The following is a 16,548-nucleotide window of genomic DNA, read 5'->3' on the forward strand; positions in this document are numbered from 1 at the left end:
GAAAAATACTATGTAACTCCGCAAGCAGGACTCGAACCTGCGACATCGTGATTAACAGTCACGCGCTACTACCAACTGAGCTATTGCGGAATAAAAACTATGCGTGGCAACGTCCTAGTCTCACAAGGGGAAACCCCTCACTACCTTCGGCGCTAAGAAGCTTAACTTCTGTGTTCGGCATGGGAACAGGTGTGACCTTCTTGCCATCATCACCACACATATGAGAACCTTGCGCTCTCAAAACTGGATTTGTCTAATATCGCATTCGTTCGGATCCGTTGAATCCACCTAAAATCTTGGTTAAGTCCTCGACCGATTAGTATTGGTCCGCTCCGCCTATCGCTAGACTTCCACTTCCAACCTATCTACCTGATCATCTCTCAGGGGTCTTACTCACTTACGTGATGGGAAATCTCATCTTGAGGGGGGCTTCACGCTTAGATGCTTTCAGCGTTTATCCCTTCCACACATAGCTACCCAGCGATGCTCTTGGCAGAACAACTGGTACACCAGCGGTGTGTCCATCCCGGTCCTCTCGTACTAAGGACAGCTCCTCTCAAATTTCCTACGCCCGCGACGGATAGGGACCGAACTGTCTCACGACGTTCTGAACCCAGCTCGCGTACCGCTTTAATGGGCGAACAGCCCAACCCTTGGGACCGACTACAGCCCCAGGATGCGATGAGCCGACATCGAGGTGCCAAACCTCCCCGTCGATGTGGACTCTTGGGGGAGATAAGCCTGTTATCCCCAGGGTAGCTTTTATCCGTTGAGCGATGGCCCTTCCATGCGGAACCACCGGATCACTAAGCCCGACTTTCGTCCCTGCTCGACTTGTAGGTCTCGCAGTCAAGCTCCCTTCTGCCTTTACACTCTACGAATGATTTCCAACCATTCTGAGGGAACCTTTGGGCGCCTCCGTTACATTTTAGGAGGCGACCGCCCCAGTCAAACTGCCCGTCTGACACTGTCTCCCGACCAGATCATGGTCGAGGGTTAGAGTGGCCATACAGCAAGGGTAGTATCCCACCAATGCCTCCACCAAGACTGGCGTCCTGGCTTCATTAGCTCCTACCTATCCTGTACAAGCTGTACAGACACTCAATATCAAACTGCAGTAAAGCTCCATGGGGTCTTTCCGTCCTGTCGCGGGTAACCTGCATCTTCACAGGTACTATAATTTCACCGAGTCTCTCGTTGAGACAGTGCCCAAATCGTTACGCCTTTCGTGCGGGTCGGAACTTACCCGACAAGGAATTTCGCTACCTTAGGACCGTTATAGTTACGGCCGCCGTTTACTGGGGCTTCAATTCTGAGCTTCGCCGAAGCTAACCCATCCTCTTAACCTTCCAGCACCGGGCAGGCGTCAGCCCCTATACGTCATCTTTCGATTTAGCAGAGACCTGTGTTTTTGATAAACAGTCGCTTGGGCCTATTCACTGCGGCTGACCAATGGTCAGCACCCCTTCTCCCGAAGTTACGGGGTCATTTTGCCGAGTTCCTTAACGAGAGTTCTCTCGCACACCTTAGGATTCTCTCCTCGACTACCTGTGTCGGTTTGCGGTACGGGCTGTTTGTTTCTCACTAGAAGCTTTTCTTGACAGTGTGACATCAGAAACTTCGGTACTTAATTTCCCTCCCCATCACAACTCATCCTTAGAGAAGCAAGCATTTCACTCACTTCAAGACTCATTGCTTGGACGTGCATATCCAGCAGCACGCATTTCTTAGCCTCCTGTGTCCCTCCATTGCTCAAACAAAACAAACAGGTACAGGAATATCAACCTGTTGGCCATCGCCTACGCCATTCGGCCTCAGCTTAGGTCCCGACTAACCCTGGGAGGACGAGCCTTCCCCAGGAAACCTTAGTCATTCGGTGGACGGGATTCTCACCCGTCTTTCGCTACTCATACCGGCATTCTCACTTCTAAGCGCTCCACTAGTCCTCACGATCTAGCTTCAACGCCCTTAGAACGCTCTCCTACCATAGAACCAATGGTTCTATCCACAGTTTCGGTGTTATGTTTAGCCCCGGTAAATTTTCGGCGCAGGGTCACTCGACTAGTGAGCTATTACGCACTCTTTAAATGATGGCTGCTTCTAAGCCAACATCCTAGTTGTCTAAGCAACCCCACATCCTTTTCCACTTAACATAAACTTTGGGACCTTAACTGGTGGTCTGGGCTGTTTCCCTTTCGACTACGGATCTTATCACTCGCAGTCTGACTCCCGGACATGAATCAATGGCATTCGGAGTTTATCAGAATTCGGTACCCCGATAAGGGGCCCTAGTTCAAACAGTTGCTCTACCTCCATGATTCTACATTCCGAGGCTAGCCCTAAAGCTATTTCGGAGAGAACCAGCTATCTCCAAGTTCGATTGGAATTTCTCCGCTACCCACACCTCATCCCCGCACTTTTCAACGTACGTGGGTTCGGTCCTCCAGTGCGTTTTACCACACCTTCAACCTGGACATGGGTAGATCACTTGGTTTCGGGTCTACGACCACATACTCATTCGCCCTATTCAGACTCGCTTTCGCTACGGCTCCGTCTATTCAACTTAACCTCGCATGTAATCGTAACTCGCCGGTTCATTCTACAAAAGGCACGCTATCACCCATTAACGGGCTCTAACTATTTGTAAGCACACGGTTTCAGGTGCTATTTCACTCCCCTTCCGGGGTTCTTTTCACCTTTCCCTCACGGTACTGGTTCACTATCGGTCACTAGAGAGTATTTAGCCTTGGGAGATGGTCCTCCCGGATTCCGACGGAATTTCTCGTGTTCCGCCGTACTCAGGATACTGATCAGAGTGAAAGTCGTTTCGAATACAGGGCTTTTACCTTCTTCGGCAGTCCTTTCCAGGACGCTTCTTCTACGACGTTCATTTATGACTCTATGTGTTCAGTCCTACAACCCCAGAAAGCAAGCTTTCTGGTTTGGGCTCTTCCCGTTTCGCTCGCCGCTACTCAGGGAATCGAATTTTCTTTCTCTTCCTGCAGGTACTTAGATGTTTCAGTTCTCTGCGTCTACCTCTACTGACCTATGTATTCAGTCAGCAGTAACATCCTATTAAAGATGCTGGGTTCCCCCATTCGGAAATCTCTGGATCAAAGCTTACTTACAGCTCCCCAAAGCATATCGGAGTTCGTCCCGTCCTTCATCGGCTTCTAGTGCCAAGGCATCCACCGTGCGCCCTTAGTAACTTAACCTATCATTACTAAATTGGTATTACTTGTTTTATCTTACGATAAGAACATTAAAAAACTCATTTAAAACGCGGTGTTTTCTCGGTTTTCTTACTTAAATGTTTCTATTAGACAATATCCAGTTTTCAAAGAACAAAGTTCTGAGAGACTAAACCTCTCAAAACTAAACAAAGTAAAAGCGAACCGTGTAAAGTTCCGTTATATCCTTAGAAAGGAGGTGATCCAGCCGCACCTTCCGATACGGCTACCTTGTTACGACTTCACCCCAATTATCTGTCCCACCTTAGGCGGCTGGCTCCCGAAGGTTACCTCACCGACTTTGGGTGTTACAAACTCTCGTGGTGTGACGGGCGGTGTGTACAAGGCCCGGGAACGTATTCACCGCGGCGTTCTGATCCGCGATTACTAGCGATTCCGGCTTCATGTAGGCGAATTGCAGCCTACAATCCGAACTGAGAATGGCTTTAAGAGATTAGCTTAACCTCGCGGTTTTGCGACTCGTTGTACCATCCATTGTAGCACGTGTGTAGCCCAGGTCATAAGGGGCATGATGATTTGACGTCATCCCCACCTTCCTCCGGTTTATCACCGGCAGTCTCACTAGAGTGCCCAACTGAATGCTGGCAACTAATAATAAGGGTTGCGCTCGTTGCGGGACTTAACCCAACATCTCACGACACGAGCTGACGACAACCATGCACCACCTGTCACTTTGTCCCCGAAGGGAAAGCTCTATCTCTAGAGTGGTCAAAGGATGTCAAGACCTGGTAAGGTTCTTCGCGTTGCTTCGAATTAAACCACATGCTCCACCGCTTGTGCGGGCCCCCGTCAATTCCTTTGAGTTTCAACCTTGCGGTCGTACTCCCCAGGCGGAGTGCTTAATGCGTTAGCTGCAGCACTGAAGGGCGGAAACCCTCCAACACTTAGCACTCATCGTTTACGGCATGGACTACCAGGGTATCTAATCCTGTTTGCTCCCCATGCTTTCGAGCCTCAGCGTCAGTTACAGACCAGAAAGTCGCCTTCGCCACTGGTGTTCCTCCATATATCTACGCATTTCACCGCTACACATGGAATTCCACTTTCCTCTTCTGCACTCAAGTTCTCCAGTTTCCAATGACCCTCCCTGGTTGAGCCAGGGGCTTTCACATCAGACTTAAAGAACCGCCTGCGCTCGCTTTACGCCCAATAAATCCGGACAACGCTTGCCATCTACGTATTACCGCGGCTGCTGGCACGTAGTTAGCCATGGCTTTCTGGTTAGATACCGTCAAGGGACGAGCAGTTACTCTCATCCTTGTTCTTCTCTAACAACAGAGTTTTACGATCCGAAAACCTTCTTCACTCACGCGGCGTTGCTCCGTCAGACTTTCGTCCATTGCGGAAGATTCCCTACTGCTGCCTCCCGTAGGAGTCTGGGCCGTGTCTCAGTCCCAGTGTGGCCGATCACCCTCTCAGGTCGGCTACGCATCATCGTCTTGGTGAGCCATTACCTCACCAACTAACTAATGCGCCGCGGGTCCATCTACAAGTGACAGCCGAAACCGTCTTTCTTCTTTCTGCCAGGAGACAAAAAGATCTATGCGGTATTAGCATCCGTTTCCGAATGTTATCCCCCGCTTGTAGGTAGGTTACCCACGTGTTACTCACCCGTCCGCCACTCTTCTTTCCCGGTGCAAGCACCGGTAGGAAGCGTTCGACTTGCATGTATTAGGCACGCCGCCAGCGTTCGTCCTGAGCCAGGATCAAACTCTCATATAAAGTCGTCACCCGAAGGTGACTGCTTAATGATGCTTGAAGCTCATTAATTGATTGCTAGCGAATAATTATTCACTAATGTTGTTGTTTCGGCACTTGCCGAAACTCCTTACACGTTTGGTTCGTCTTACTTTGTTTAGTTTTCAAAGGTCTAATTTTGTGTTGCGTTGCCTCAGCGACAACTTCTTAATACTATCATCGTTCCAACTTAGTGTCAACAGTTATTTCAACTTTTTCTCAGACACTTTGCATCAACAACTTCGTTAGTATATCAACTTCTCATCGTTGTGTCAATAGTTATTTCGAATATTTTCTTTTTTTATTGAATATTTATCCAAAACGCGAGAGACGAGCTCTCTTACCTATCAACTCTTATGAGTTTAACTTATTTTGTATATTGTGTCAATACTAAAAATACAAAAAATGTTTTTTCATCAAGTAAACTCTTACAAGTCTTCCCTGACGACATTTAATACTATATCAACTTTTCTGTATTTGGTCAACTATTAATTAAATTAAAAATACAATTAGTTGAAATAGCGAACAATTACCAGTTATTCTAATACGAATATATATACATTTATCATTTTCCAACCAGTATAACTCTACTAAAAACGTTTATGTTCGCTTTTCTTTTTACTTTAATATTCTACTACGAGATAAATTTTGTTTTCACAGCTCTATTCTCAATGCATCTCAATTTCTTTTTTGAGAACAGAACAGCGGATAAAAGTAAATAAGCTCAAAAAGAATCTTACATTATCCCTAAGATTTCCTTCTAAGCTTATTTTTATCACGATATTGTTTACTGCAACACTATTTTATTTGACTGAAGTTGATACAGCATCTTCTAATCGTTCTTTTTTATCATACAATCTGATTTCTAACGGTTCTCCTTCTTTTAATTGAACCGTTACAACACTTTTTGTTACTTGGACTTCTAATAATCGACCACGGTATTTTACCAAAAAGCTGTAACTTGACCAATTCGGTGGACAGAAGGGTTTGAATGCCAACTCTTCGTTAGCTGTTCTCATACCAGCGAATCCTTGAACGATAGCCAACCATCCTCCGCTCATAGAAGTGATGTGCAATCCATCTTCTGTATCGTTATTGTAGTTATCCAAATCCAATCGTGCAGTTCTAGCATAAAATTCAACAGCTTTTTCTTCTTTCCCTAATTCAGCTGCCAAAATAGCGTGGATAGCTGGTGATAAAGAAGACTCATGTACTGTCATAGGCTCATAAAAATCAAAGTTTCGTTCTTTTTCTTCTATACTAAACTCATGATTCAAGTAATATAGTCCTTGAAGAACATCTGCTTGCTTAATAAACGGCGAGCGCAAAATTTTATCCCAAGACCAGTTTTGATTGATCGGTCTTTCATCCGGACTTAGTGAATCTACGGTTTGTAAATCTTTATCTAAAAATGTATCGTGTTGAACAAATACGCCTAATTCTTCATCGTATGGATAATACATCCGTTCGATAATATCTTGCCATTGTGCTACTTCCTCTTCGCTGATCTCTAGTTCTTCTTTCTTAACGGGAGAGGCTTTTGCTAAGCTTTCAATTGTGTAACGCAGTGTCCATGTCGCCATTTTATTCGTGTACCAGTTATTGTTTATATTGTTCTCATATTCATTCGGTCCAGTAACACCATGAATCATATAACTATTCTTTCTTTTAGAAAAATGAACGCGATCAGCCCAAAAACGTGATATTCCTACTAGGACTTCAATCCCTTTCTGCTGCAAGTATGAATCGTCTCCCGTGTAGTTCGTATAATTGTAAATAGCGTAGGCGATTGTTCCATTACGATGGATTTCTTCGAAAGTGATTTCCCATTCGTTATGGCTCTCAATACCATTGAATGTCACCATCGGGTATAATGCGCCTTTTAGCCCCTGTTGTCGAGCATTATGGTATGCCCCTTCTAATTGGTTGTACCGGTAGTCAAGAAGTTGCTCTGTAACCTCTTTATCTGATGTAGACAAATACATCGGTAATATAAATGCTTCAGTATCCCAATACGTTGCTCCGCCATACTTCTCTCCAGTAAACCCTTTTGGTCCAATGTTCAAACGAGAGTCATTTCCGTAGTAGGTAGAAAAGAGTTGAAAAATATTGAAACGGACGCCTTGCTGACTTTCATCGTCTCCCTCAATTTTCACATCTGCTTTGCTCCAACGTTCTTTCCAGGCAGCTTTATGTTCAGCTTCTAGTTGTTCTGTCCCTTTTAGAACAGCTGCATCTAATAAATAGCTGGCTTCTTGAACTTGTTGTTCTGCAGCTATGTCTCTGCTGGTCACTACTGTCACTAATTTGGTGATTAACGCTTGTTCCCCCTCACCCAGTTCAAAAGCAATCGTTTCGCCAACTAACATATGCTGGTTTCTAGTTTCTCGATGACTATTTCCCTCAGCTAAATTCTGCATCATGGTCGTTACTGTAAATTGTTCTGTTCCAAATGGATTTTCTATTGTATCTGTAGTCAAGTAACTTTTTTCATTGCTGTCTCTTTGTCGCTCTATCCAAAACTTTTCTTCATAGTTGCTGTCTTCATTTTCGACATCCCCATCCAAATAAGAATCGAATTTAACAGTTGCTGAGCCTTTTAAAATTTCTGCCTTTACTTCGATCACTGCCAGTTCTTTTTGCACGATACTTACGTAACGTTTAAAAGAAAAACGAATTTCTGTATTTTCCTTGCTCCACACATAACTGCGTCTTAAAATTCCTTCTTGCATGTTTAGAGATAAATTGAACTCTTTTACTGCATCAACAGCTAAATCAACTTTTTCATCATTCACATATATAGCTATAGGAATAAAATTAGTCGCATTGATCACTTTTCCGAAGTATTCTGGGTAACCAATTTTCCACCAGCCGACTCTAGTTTTGTCTGGATACCAAACACCTGCTAGATATGTTCCAATATGTGTATCCCCAGAATAACCTTCTTCAAAGTTGCCTCGCATACCCATATAGCCGTTTCCAATCGATGTGATGCTTTCTTGTAAACGTTTGTTCATTTTATCAAGAGACGTTGTCTTTATTTCCCATGGATCAATATCAAATAATCTTTTCATTTATCTCTCTCCCATTGGATTAATATTGAACTTGTTTAGACATTTCTTTCTGTGCTTTTATTTCACTGATTCTATTATGATAATAAATTACCCAGATAAACCCGATCATACCTATAGATTGAACAGTCACCATAGTAATAATGTTGAAATCGATCAATCCTATCAACATAGCTAAAATCGTAGGAACACCCGTTGCATACATTACAACTGAAACGGATTCCTTATAACTGCTTTTCAACAGCGGTTTGTTTTTTGAAGCTATATATAGGAAGAAAGCTGCTCCAAAAATCAAAAACACTAGTTCAGCCAACAATAAAACAAATAGAATGAAAGACAATACTGCTATCAGAAATGATTGGTTCTTTATAAACCATTGTTGCGAAACAGCCTCTTTCAATTGATTGGTTGACTCAATTCCTTCAAGTGTAAAATCTTTTGTATAAGGCACATGAGAAGCGGATTGATTTGTTTCTTTGATGACCAACTCATCTTTAAGAAATAGAATGGTGTTCTCTTCTTCCTGGAGTGCTAGTTCTGCTCTATCAGAAGAAATACCGCCCATTACTGCACCCTGCTCATTGTTGATCTCAAATTCATCTATCGTCATTTCTCCATTTTTAATGGATGCTTTTGATAGTTCACTGACTACCGATTGGTCCAGCATTTGAAAAGATTCCGGAAAAGTATTGTCCAACGAATAACTGTCCATTCTTGTATAATTCAAGCTTACCGGAACAATCATCAAAGCATTTAAAAATATTAAGAGAAACAACAATTGAAACCAGTTTAGCGATTGACGTTTTTCAATGATTTTTTTAGGGCTCCATATGGTTTTAAAGTAGTTTAATGGAAAAGTATCTGTTTTCAATGGTTATTTCACTTCCTTTTCTGTTACACCTGCCAAAACTTAACCTTTCGTTCCACCTTTTGTTAAGCCGGTTACAAAGCTCTTTTGTAAATAGAAGAATAAAATTGAAATTGGGACGGCGATTAAAATCGCTCCAGCTGAAAAGAGCGCAACTTGTTGGTTTTGCGGGTTATTGATGAACGTTTGCAATCCAATGGCTACTGTATAGTTTTCTGTTGACCGTAATAAGAAGCGAGCCAGCATAAACTCTCCAAATGGGTTCATAAAAGCCCATAAAGCTTGTACAGCGATCATCGGACGTACTAACGGCATAATGATTTGCCAGAAAATACGGAAATGGCCTGCTCCATCTAAACGAGCTGATTCATCCAATTCAATCGGAACCGTATCAAAGTATCCCTTCATTAACCAAGTATTCATTGGAATTCCTCCGCCGATATACACAAGAATCAAGAACCAATGCTGATCTAGTCCACCTACCAGCAAAGCCATTACATAAAACGCTGTAAGAGCAGCAGTTGTTGGAACCATCTGGATTATCAAAAAGAATTTCAATGTTACTTTTCGACCAGTAAAGCGGTAACGACTGTATGCAAAGCCGGATAAGGTTACAGCTGCAACTTGTACCAGCATAGCCATAACGGCCACCTTCAATGTATTCATGTACCATTGACCATACTGTGTTTCAGCAAATAAGCGTCTAAAATTATTAAGCGTCCATTCAAAATCAAAATCCAACTTAAATGCCAATAAGTTTCCCGGTTTGAATGCAGAAGTGACTGTGATCAGCAACGGATAAATGATGATGACTGACATAAACAACAGGAATAGGTACGTAAAGATTTTTCCCCAAATACGTTGATTTTTTTGTGTTTTAACTTTTTTTGTATTTTGCATCGCTTAATCCTCCATTTCAAATGCCCGTGTCCGTTTAAAGACTAGTAAGGACACAAAGATCACTATTGCCGAAATAATCAACGTGATAGCTGAGGCGATATTGTATTGTGGAGAAGTTCCAGTGGTTAATTTGTAGATCCACGAAATCAAAATATCCGTTGCTCCTGCTCCTGACCCCACACTTCCAGGTCCACCTTCATTAAAGAGGTAAATCATAGAGAAGTTATTGAAGTTGAACGTATATTGGGTAATAAAAACAGGTGCGGCTACCGCAAAAATTTGCGGCAAAGTAATGTATCTGAACTTCTGCAATATGCTCGCTCCATCAATAATGGAAGCTTCATACCAATCATCCGGAATAGATTGCAATATACCAGAAGTCAAGACGTAAATATAAGGGAATCCAAGCCAGCCTTGAATGGAAATGATGGCTATTTTTGTCCAGAAAGGATCTGTCTTCCAAGAAATAGCCGGAATATCAATGAATGGCAAACTGTTGATCAATGGAATTACTTGAGTGTTGATTGCACCTGCACTGTCGTTAAACATATTGGAAAAAGAAAGAATGGTGATAAAAGCAGGTACTGCCCAAGGCAAGAGTAAAATTACACCAAAAATCCGTTTAAATTTAATGAATGGCTGGTGCATTACAATAGCAGCAAAAATACCAATAATGATTTGCAGTGTTGTGGCGGAAAGTGTCCATATTACTGTCCATCCAAATACAGCCCCAAATGAATCTCGATAAGTGCTCAATGTAAAGATGGCAGCGAAGTTTTCAAAACCGGTCCAATCAATCAAAGTTGCAGGTGGTATATGGTAAAAATCGTAATTTGTAAAAGCGATAAAAATCGTCACTAATACAGGAAATACAATGGTAAATATCATTAAGATATAGGCTGGAATAGTCAATAAGTAAGCAAAACCATTATTCCAAGTGTTTAATAATGTATTTTTGATAGAGTAACTAACTTTTTCAGGAGTTAATGCTTTCAGTGCTGCAACACGTCTTGCATCACTGATATTAGCTGCATAAAACACTATAAAAATCAATGTAACTAAAATCTGCAATGTCCCTTGAATCATTAAAAATAAAGAATGGTCTTCTCTAGGGATCGAACCCAATGTGATCAAATTTTCAAATGCGTTGAATCCGAACAAAACCATCTCTATCGCAAACAATAGAAACACTGCTAGAAAAAGTGCTCCTTTAAAGTATTGTTTATTGTAAAACTGTCCTAGTCCCGGAATAATTGAGAACACACCAGCTTTTTGGATGCATTTTTTATCTTCTGGAGAGTATTCTACTTTTTTCTTTTGTACTTCACTCTTCTCCACAATTATTCATCTCCTTCTTAAAAATTTTCGGCAGAGATATAGTCGATCATCTCCGCCGAAATCACGTTCCTACTATTTAGTATTTACGTTATCTTTTTTAGTATTTTTGTTCAATATTTTGTTCAATGACTTTAACTGTGTCGTTAGCTGATTCTTCTGGAGTTTTGTTGCCTGATCCAGCATCAAACATCATTGTTTCAGCACCTACCCAAACTTCTGCCATTTCTGGGATGTTTGGCATTGGAGATGAAACGTTGTATTGGTTTACTACAGCCATTGCTAATTCGTCATCGTCAGCATCAATGATTGTTTGTCTTACCATTTGGTTAGCAGGTACTTCATTTGTATAATCTGAATACAATGCTTCCATGTTTTCTTCGTTTGTAGCAAAGTCTAAGAATGCTTGACCCAGTTCAGGATTTTCTGAATATTGGCTCACTACCCATCCTTTACCACCGGCAAATGGTTGGTACTCTTCTCCATTTGGTAATGTTGGTACTGTTGCTACTCCTACGTTTACTCCAGATTCCATATAATTTGATGCAGCCCAAGGACCATTGATAACTGCTCCAGCTGTACCTGTTGTGAATTGCTCATCAATAAAGTTTCCAGCTGTAGTAACATCTAACATTCCTTTTGGCCATGTGTTTTGGAACCAGTCTGTTGCATATTGGATACCTTCGATAGCTTCAGGTTTATTCAAACCAATGTCTGAAGGGTCTGTACCGTCAGCACCAAAAACATATCCGCCGAAACCGTTTAATAAGCCATAAGAGTTATAAAAATCTACCCAGTTTGCTAAGAAAGCTACACTCTTTCCTGCTTCGCCTTCATAAGCGTATTGCTCATCTTCCGTTAACGCTTCCAACTCTTCGAAAGTTTCAGGTGCTTTTTCTAATAAATCTGTATTGTAATATAGAACCATTGACTCAATAACGAAAGGTGCTCCATAAATCTTATCTTTCATCGTTACTTGCTGTTCGTCGATGTCATCGTAACGACCGTCGTCCGGTAATGTGTATTCAGCTAAATGCCCTTGTTGTCCAAGACCTCCGATTCTGTCATACGGTGCCAGCATAACGTCCGGTGACAAACCAGCTGGACCATCTAAAGGTAAAGCTTCAAGAGTTTCGAACATATCTTTTTCTTCTACTTCAATCGTTGCTCCTGTTTCTTCTTCGAATGAATCAGAAATACCCTCAATGAATTCTGAATACATTGGGTCAATCGAGATTTTTAACGTTTCACCATCGAAATTAGAACCTGAAGTTTCTGTCGAATCATTTGTTCCAGAACTTGACTCAGCAGTTTCTTCCTCTCCTCCGCCACAAGCAGCTAACAGTAGAGCGCTTGCAGAAACAACGCCCATTAAGTATTTTTTAAATCTTTTTTGATCCATGAATAATTCCTCCCTAATGTGTTCTTTTTAAGTACACCCTTATTATTACGAAAATTATATACTTTTGCAAACGTTTTCTGAATGTTACCGGTAACAGAAATATCGCTTTGATGCGAACTCCAACAAAACATCCAATCCTATCTTATTTACTACTCATTCTCGTCCGTTTCTGAGTTGTTTAAATACAAAACTGTGTTTCCAAAACAAAAGCTATCCTTATTTACTATATAAAGTAAGAGGATAGCTTTGTAATATGGTTTAGTGTTCTTGATAGTTGTATTTGTCATGATCTAACTTTACTTCATCACCTAAAGTAAACAATACAAATCCGTATTGTTTAATACGTATCTCATTGGCTTTGATAGAAGTTAAGTTTCTAAAGATCGGCACCGGCTCTTGATGGTACTTCAACGAGACAGTTTCTTCCCCTTGATTGAAGTAACCATAGATTTCTGTACCTTTATAGAATTTTCTGAATCCAATCACTCGTTCGTCTTCTCTGACATCCAGCCATTCTGTTTCACCAAAACTCAATAAATCTTGGTGTTCTTTTCTGAATGTAATCAGACTTCTTATGAAATGATACATGTCGTTATCTCGTTCTTCTTCATCCCATATCATACATTTTCGGCAATCTGGGTCGTTATACCCTTCCAGGCCAACTTCTGTTCCATAAAAAAGACACGGTGACCCCGTTTGTGCGAACATAAAAGTCAGTTCTGCTTTAGCAATTTGCTTATTCCCATTTGCTTTTGTCAGCAGTCGCGGAGTATCGTGAGAATCCAACATGTTGAACATAACTTCGTTGGTTTGTCTGCGGTACAGCATCAATTGCTCATTTAATCCGGAAACCATTTTTACAGCGGAACTGGATTTATTGGTAAAGAATTCTTCGATTTGTTCCGTAAAGGCATAATTCATTACGGCATGGAACTCGTCTCCTTGCAACCAGCTTTGAGAAGAATGCCAGATTTCTCCAAGAATATAGATATCAGGGTTGACCTTACGTACAGAACGATTGAATTTCTTCCAAAAACGATGATCTACTTCGTTCGCTACGTCTAATCGCCATGCATCAATACCAAATTCTCTTACCCAATATGTTGCGATATTGATCAAATATTTTTGAACTGCCGGGTTCGCTGTATTCAATTTGGGCATATGTCCAGTAAATGCAAAAGTATGATAATTCAATGGGCCTACGTTCTCCAATTCATCTGCACTTAATCCTTCTAACGATCTGATCGGAAACTCATCGATATGGAACCAATCGATGTATTCCGAAGCTTCTTGTTTATCCAGGACATCTTGCCATTGGTAAGAAGACATCCCGATGTGGTTAAATACCGCATCCAACATGACACGTATCCCGCGCTTGTGTGCTTCTTCAACTAAATTTTTGAATAATTGCTTGTCTCCAAAGTTTGGATCGACTTCGAAGTAATCCACTGTATCATACTTGTGATTAGATGGTGCTTTAAATATCGGTGTAAAATAAATCCCATTGATTCCCAAATCAACTAAATAATCCAAATGGTCAATTACACCTTGAAGGTCTCCCCCATAAAAATCATCTCGTGAAGGGTGCTTTTTCCCTCCCCATTCCAAGACGTTTTCCGGATCATTGGATTTATCCCCGTTTGCAAAACGTTCTGGAAAGATTTGATACCAAATCGTCTCCCGAGCCCAGTTTGGTATAGCTACACGGTCAATGTCATGGAAATAAGGCATACGGAAAAAACTATTGATGTTTTCCATGTATCGATCTTCATAGGGATACGCTCCCCTGTCTGAATACAGTACTTCAATCCCGTCTTTTCCGGTAATATGAAATGCATAAGCTAGTCGATTATGAGGTGCTGAAGCGACGATCCCCCAGTAGTCGTGAATATTTGTTTGAGCGATTAATTTTAAGGGTTGTTCGTTTTCTTTCCATTCATCTTTTTTATACGCGTAGTTATCCCCGCTGATCAAAGTAATTTTTTCTGCTTCTCCAGCTTTCGTGCGTAATCGAATATTGAATTTGTTGTCATCATATAGATAAGCATATTCGCTATCTGGACGATGTAATAATGCTGATGTGTCCATTGATTGGTCCTCATTTCTTATTCAAGTTAGTATTCTGTTTGTTCAAACACCACTACTGCTGCCCCATATGGAGCAAGCGTTATTCTGTCTGCTTCAATTTTATTATGATCATTTTGTAAGATAGTCGTATAAGGCAGTTTAGTTAACCGTGTATCCATGATTACTTGTTCATGATCACTGAAATTGCAGCAAACTAAAGCTGTAAAGTCTGCATAACTTCTTTCGTAACAATACAAATGATGATTTGTTTCAAGGAGTTTAAACTCTCCTTTTGTAAACAAAGGTGTTTTTTTGTATTTTAACAACTTCTTGTAATAATTCAATATACTTGTTTCATCCTGTTCTTGCATTTCAACAGTATACTTAGGTTCATCGTTTACTCCGCTCCATGGTTGGGTAGTAGAGAACCCGGCATATTCCCCGGTATCCCACTGCATAACTCCGCGACTCGCGTTGATGCTTCTAGCATTCAGCTGTTCAATAATAAACTCATCTGAATACCCTAACGATTGAGCTTTCTCGATGAAATAAATTTCTTTCATCTTCTTGAAGTCATCCAGTGAATCACGTTCCAAGTTCTTCATACCGATCTCTTCTCCATTCAAAAGAACCGGGATTCCTTTTTGCAAGTACATCAATGTTGCCAACATTTTTGTACTGTTGTCTCTTTCTTTTTCCGTACTGCCAAAACGGGATACCATACGAGCCATATCATGGTTGTTCCAATACAAAGTTGGTCCTCCAATATCGCTCAATCCTTCTTGAAATTCGCTCATAGTCTTTTTAAAGGCCGGTATGTCTAGTTTTTCAATTTGCATATCAGCTGGCAATCTAGGGTCTTTTTGAGACTCATCCATGGGAAAGAAGCGGAATGTGACGACGGTATCGCACGCTCCATTTGCAGGATCAGAGTATTCTCTTGCTTTCTGTACGTCTGCTGATGCGGCTTCACCTAATATAAAAATATCTTCTTTTTTCCGACGAAGTGTTTTTGCCATTTCAGCTATATAGTCCGTTACTTTTTCGAGATTAGAATAGTATTCCTCCGCTAAAACGATTTCTCCTTCTTTGGCTTGTACATCAGGAAATCCTTTAGCTTTATCCAAATGTATGAATGCATCTAATCGAAACCCATCTACCCCTTTTTCTAACCAATAGTCAGCTATATTGACTACTTCTTGTTGGACCCTTTCATTTTCCCAATTTAAATCGGGCATCGTTTTGTCAAATAAATGAAAGTAATATTGATCCCCTGATGGTTCTTTTTCCCACACAGAGCCCCCAAAAAAAGAAGCCCAATTGTTAGGAAGCTGATTACCAGACTTGGGATCACTCCATATATAAAAATCTCGATACGGATTGTCTCTGCCTTTTATAGCTTCTTGAAACCAATGATGTTCTCTAGAAGTATGATTCAGTACTAAATCAAAAATTACTTTAAGCCCTAAATTGTGTGCTTTATCCAGCAGTTCTTCTACATCTTCCATAGTGCCATACAAAGGATCTATCGTGTAATAATCCGAAACATCATATCCGTTGTCTACTTGCGGAGATTGAAAAATAGGGTTTAACCAGATAACATTAGCTCCTAGCGATTGAATATACTTTAATCGTTCAATCAGTCCTCTGACGTCGCCTATACCATCATGATTCGTATCTTGAAAACTTCCAGGATAGACTTGATATACAACAGCTTGCTGCCACCACTTTTCTTCCATTTTGTTCTCTCCTAACTCATTATCTAATGATCCATTTTAATTTCATGCTTCGTACTAAGATTAACGAATTCAGAAAGCACTTACAAGGTTTAAAAAATGTTACCGATAACATCTTTTTTAAGTTTTTTCATTTTTGTTCATTTCTGTACTGTATGTATCTTTATTAGTTCGTTAAACA

At 41.0% G+C, this 16,548-nt stretch carries 7 protein-coding genes, 1 tRNA gene and 3 rRNA genes; all 11 read right to left on the bottom strand.

The window, feature by feature from the left end:
• Nucleotides 1–16 precede the first annotated feature (16 nt).
• Nucleotides 17–90: transfer RNA gene (locus LMF32_RS13130), tRNA-Asn, on the bottom strand.
• Nucleotides 91–101: 11 nt separating this feature from the next.
• Nucleotides 102–217, bottom strand: a 5S ribosomal RNA gene (rrf, locus tag LMF32_RS13135).
• A 79-nt stretch (nucleotides 218–296) separates the two neighbouring features.
• Nucleotides 297–3,215 (bottom strand): 23S ribosomal RNA (locus LMF32_RS13140).
• A 207-nt stretch (nucleotides 3,216–3,422) separates the two neighbouring features.
• Nucleotides 3,423–4,973: ribosomal RNA gene (locus LMF32_RS13145) — 16S ribosomal RNA — on the bottom strand.
• The 16S, 23S and 5S rRNA genes sit together here with 1 tRNA gene alongside, the layout of an rRNA operon.
• An 818-nt stretch (nucleotides 4,974–5,791) precedes the next feature.
• Nucleotides 5,792–8,062 (bottom strand): glycoside hydrolase family 65 protein, encoded by a 2,271-nt coding sequence (locus tag LMF32_RS13150; protein WP_230525020.1) that lies wholly within the window; start codon nucleotides 8,060–8,062, stop codon nucleotides 5,792–5,794.
• A 19-nt stretch (nucleotides 8,063–8,081) separates the two neighbouring features.
• Nucleotides 8,082–8,930: a DUF1189 family protein gene (locus LMF32_RS13155; protein ID WP_230525021.1), complete on the bottom strand. Its 849-nt coding sequence runs from the start codon at nucleotides 8,928–8,930 to the stop codon at nucleotides 8,082–8,084.
• A 39-nt stretch (nucleotides 8,931–8,969) separates the two neighbouring features.
• Nucleotides 8,970–9,827 carry a sugar ABC transporter permease gene (locus LMF32_RS13160; RefSeq protein ID WP_230525022.1) on the bottom strand — a complete coding sequence of 286 codons (858 nt, stop codon included), beginning with the start codon at nucleotides 9,825–9,827 and terminating at the stop codon, nucleotides 8,970–8,972.
• Nucleotides 9,828–9,830: 3 nt separating this feature from the next.
• The gene (locus tag LMF32_RS13165) at nucleotides 9,831–11,105 is read right to left on the bottom strand and encodes a sugar ABC transporter permease (protein ID WP_230525126.1); all 1,275 of its coding nucleotides are present in this window, start codon (nucleotides 11,103–11,105) and stop codon (nucleotides 9,831–9,833) included.
• Between the two features lie 157 nt (nucleotides 11,106–11,262).
• On the bottom strand, nucleotides 11,263–12,564 hold the full coding sequence (locus LMF32_RS13170; protein ID WP_230525023.1) for an extracellular solute-binding protein: 1,302 nt from the start codon (nucleotides 12,562–12,564) through the stop codon (nucleotides 11,263–11,265).
• Nucleotides 12,565–12,822: 258 nt separating this feature from the next.
• Nucleotides 12,823–14,652 carry a glycoside hydrolase family 13 protein gene (locus LMF32_RS13175; RefSeq protein ID WP_230525024.1) on the bottom strand — a complete coding sequence of 610 codons (1,830 nt, stop codon included), beginning with the start codon at nucleotides 14,650–14,652 and terminating at the stop codon, nucleotides 12,823–12,825.
• 26 nt (nucleotides 14,653–14,678) lie between these two features.
• Nucleotides 14,679–16,370 carry an alpha-glucosidase gene (locus LMF32_RS13180; protein WP_230525025.1) on the bottom strand — a complete coding sequence of 564 codons (1,692 nt, stop codon included), beginning with the start codon at nucleotides 16,368–16,370 and terminating at the stop codon, nucleotides 14,679–14,681.
• Nucleotides 16,371–16,548: the final 178 nt, after the last annotated feature.

Source organism: Desemzia sp. C1 (genome assembly GCF_020882875.1).
Taxonomy (GTDB): Bacteria; Bacillota; Bacilli; order Lactobacillales; family Carnobacteriaceae; genus Desemzia; species Desemzia incerta.

Coding starts and splice junctions, on each gene's coding strand:
- LMF32_RS13150 (WP_230525020.1), bottom strand. CDS start 8,062: ATGAAAAGATTATTTGATATTGATCCATGGGAAATAAAGACAACGTCT.
- LMF32_RS13160 (WP_230525022.1), bottom strand. CDS start 9,827: ATGCAAAATACAAAAAAAGTTAAAACACAAAAAAATCAACGTATTTGG.
- LMF32_RS13170 (WP_230525023.1), bottom strand. CDS start 12,564: ATGGATCAAAAAAGATTTAAAAAATACTTAATGGGCGTTGTTTCTGCA.
- LMF32_RS13175 (WP_230525024.1), bottom strand. CDS start 14,652: ATGGACACATCAGCATTATTACATCGTCCAGATAGCGAATATGCTTAT.
- LMF32_RS13180 (WP_230525025.1), bottom strand. CDS start 16,370: ATGGAAGAAAAGTGGTGGCAGCAAGCTGTTGTATATCAAGTCTATCCT.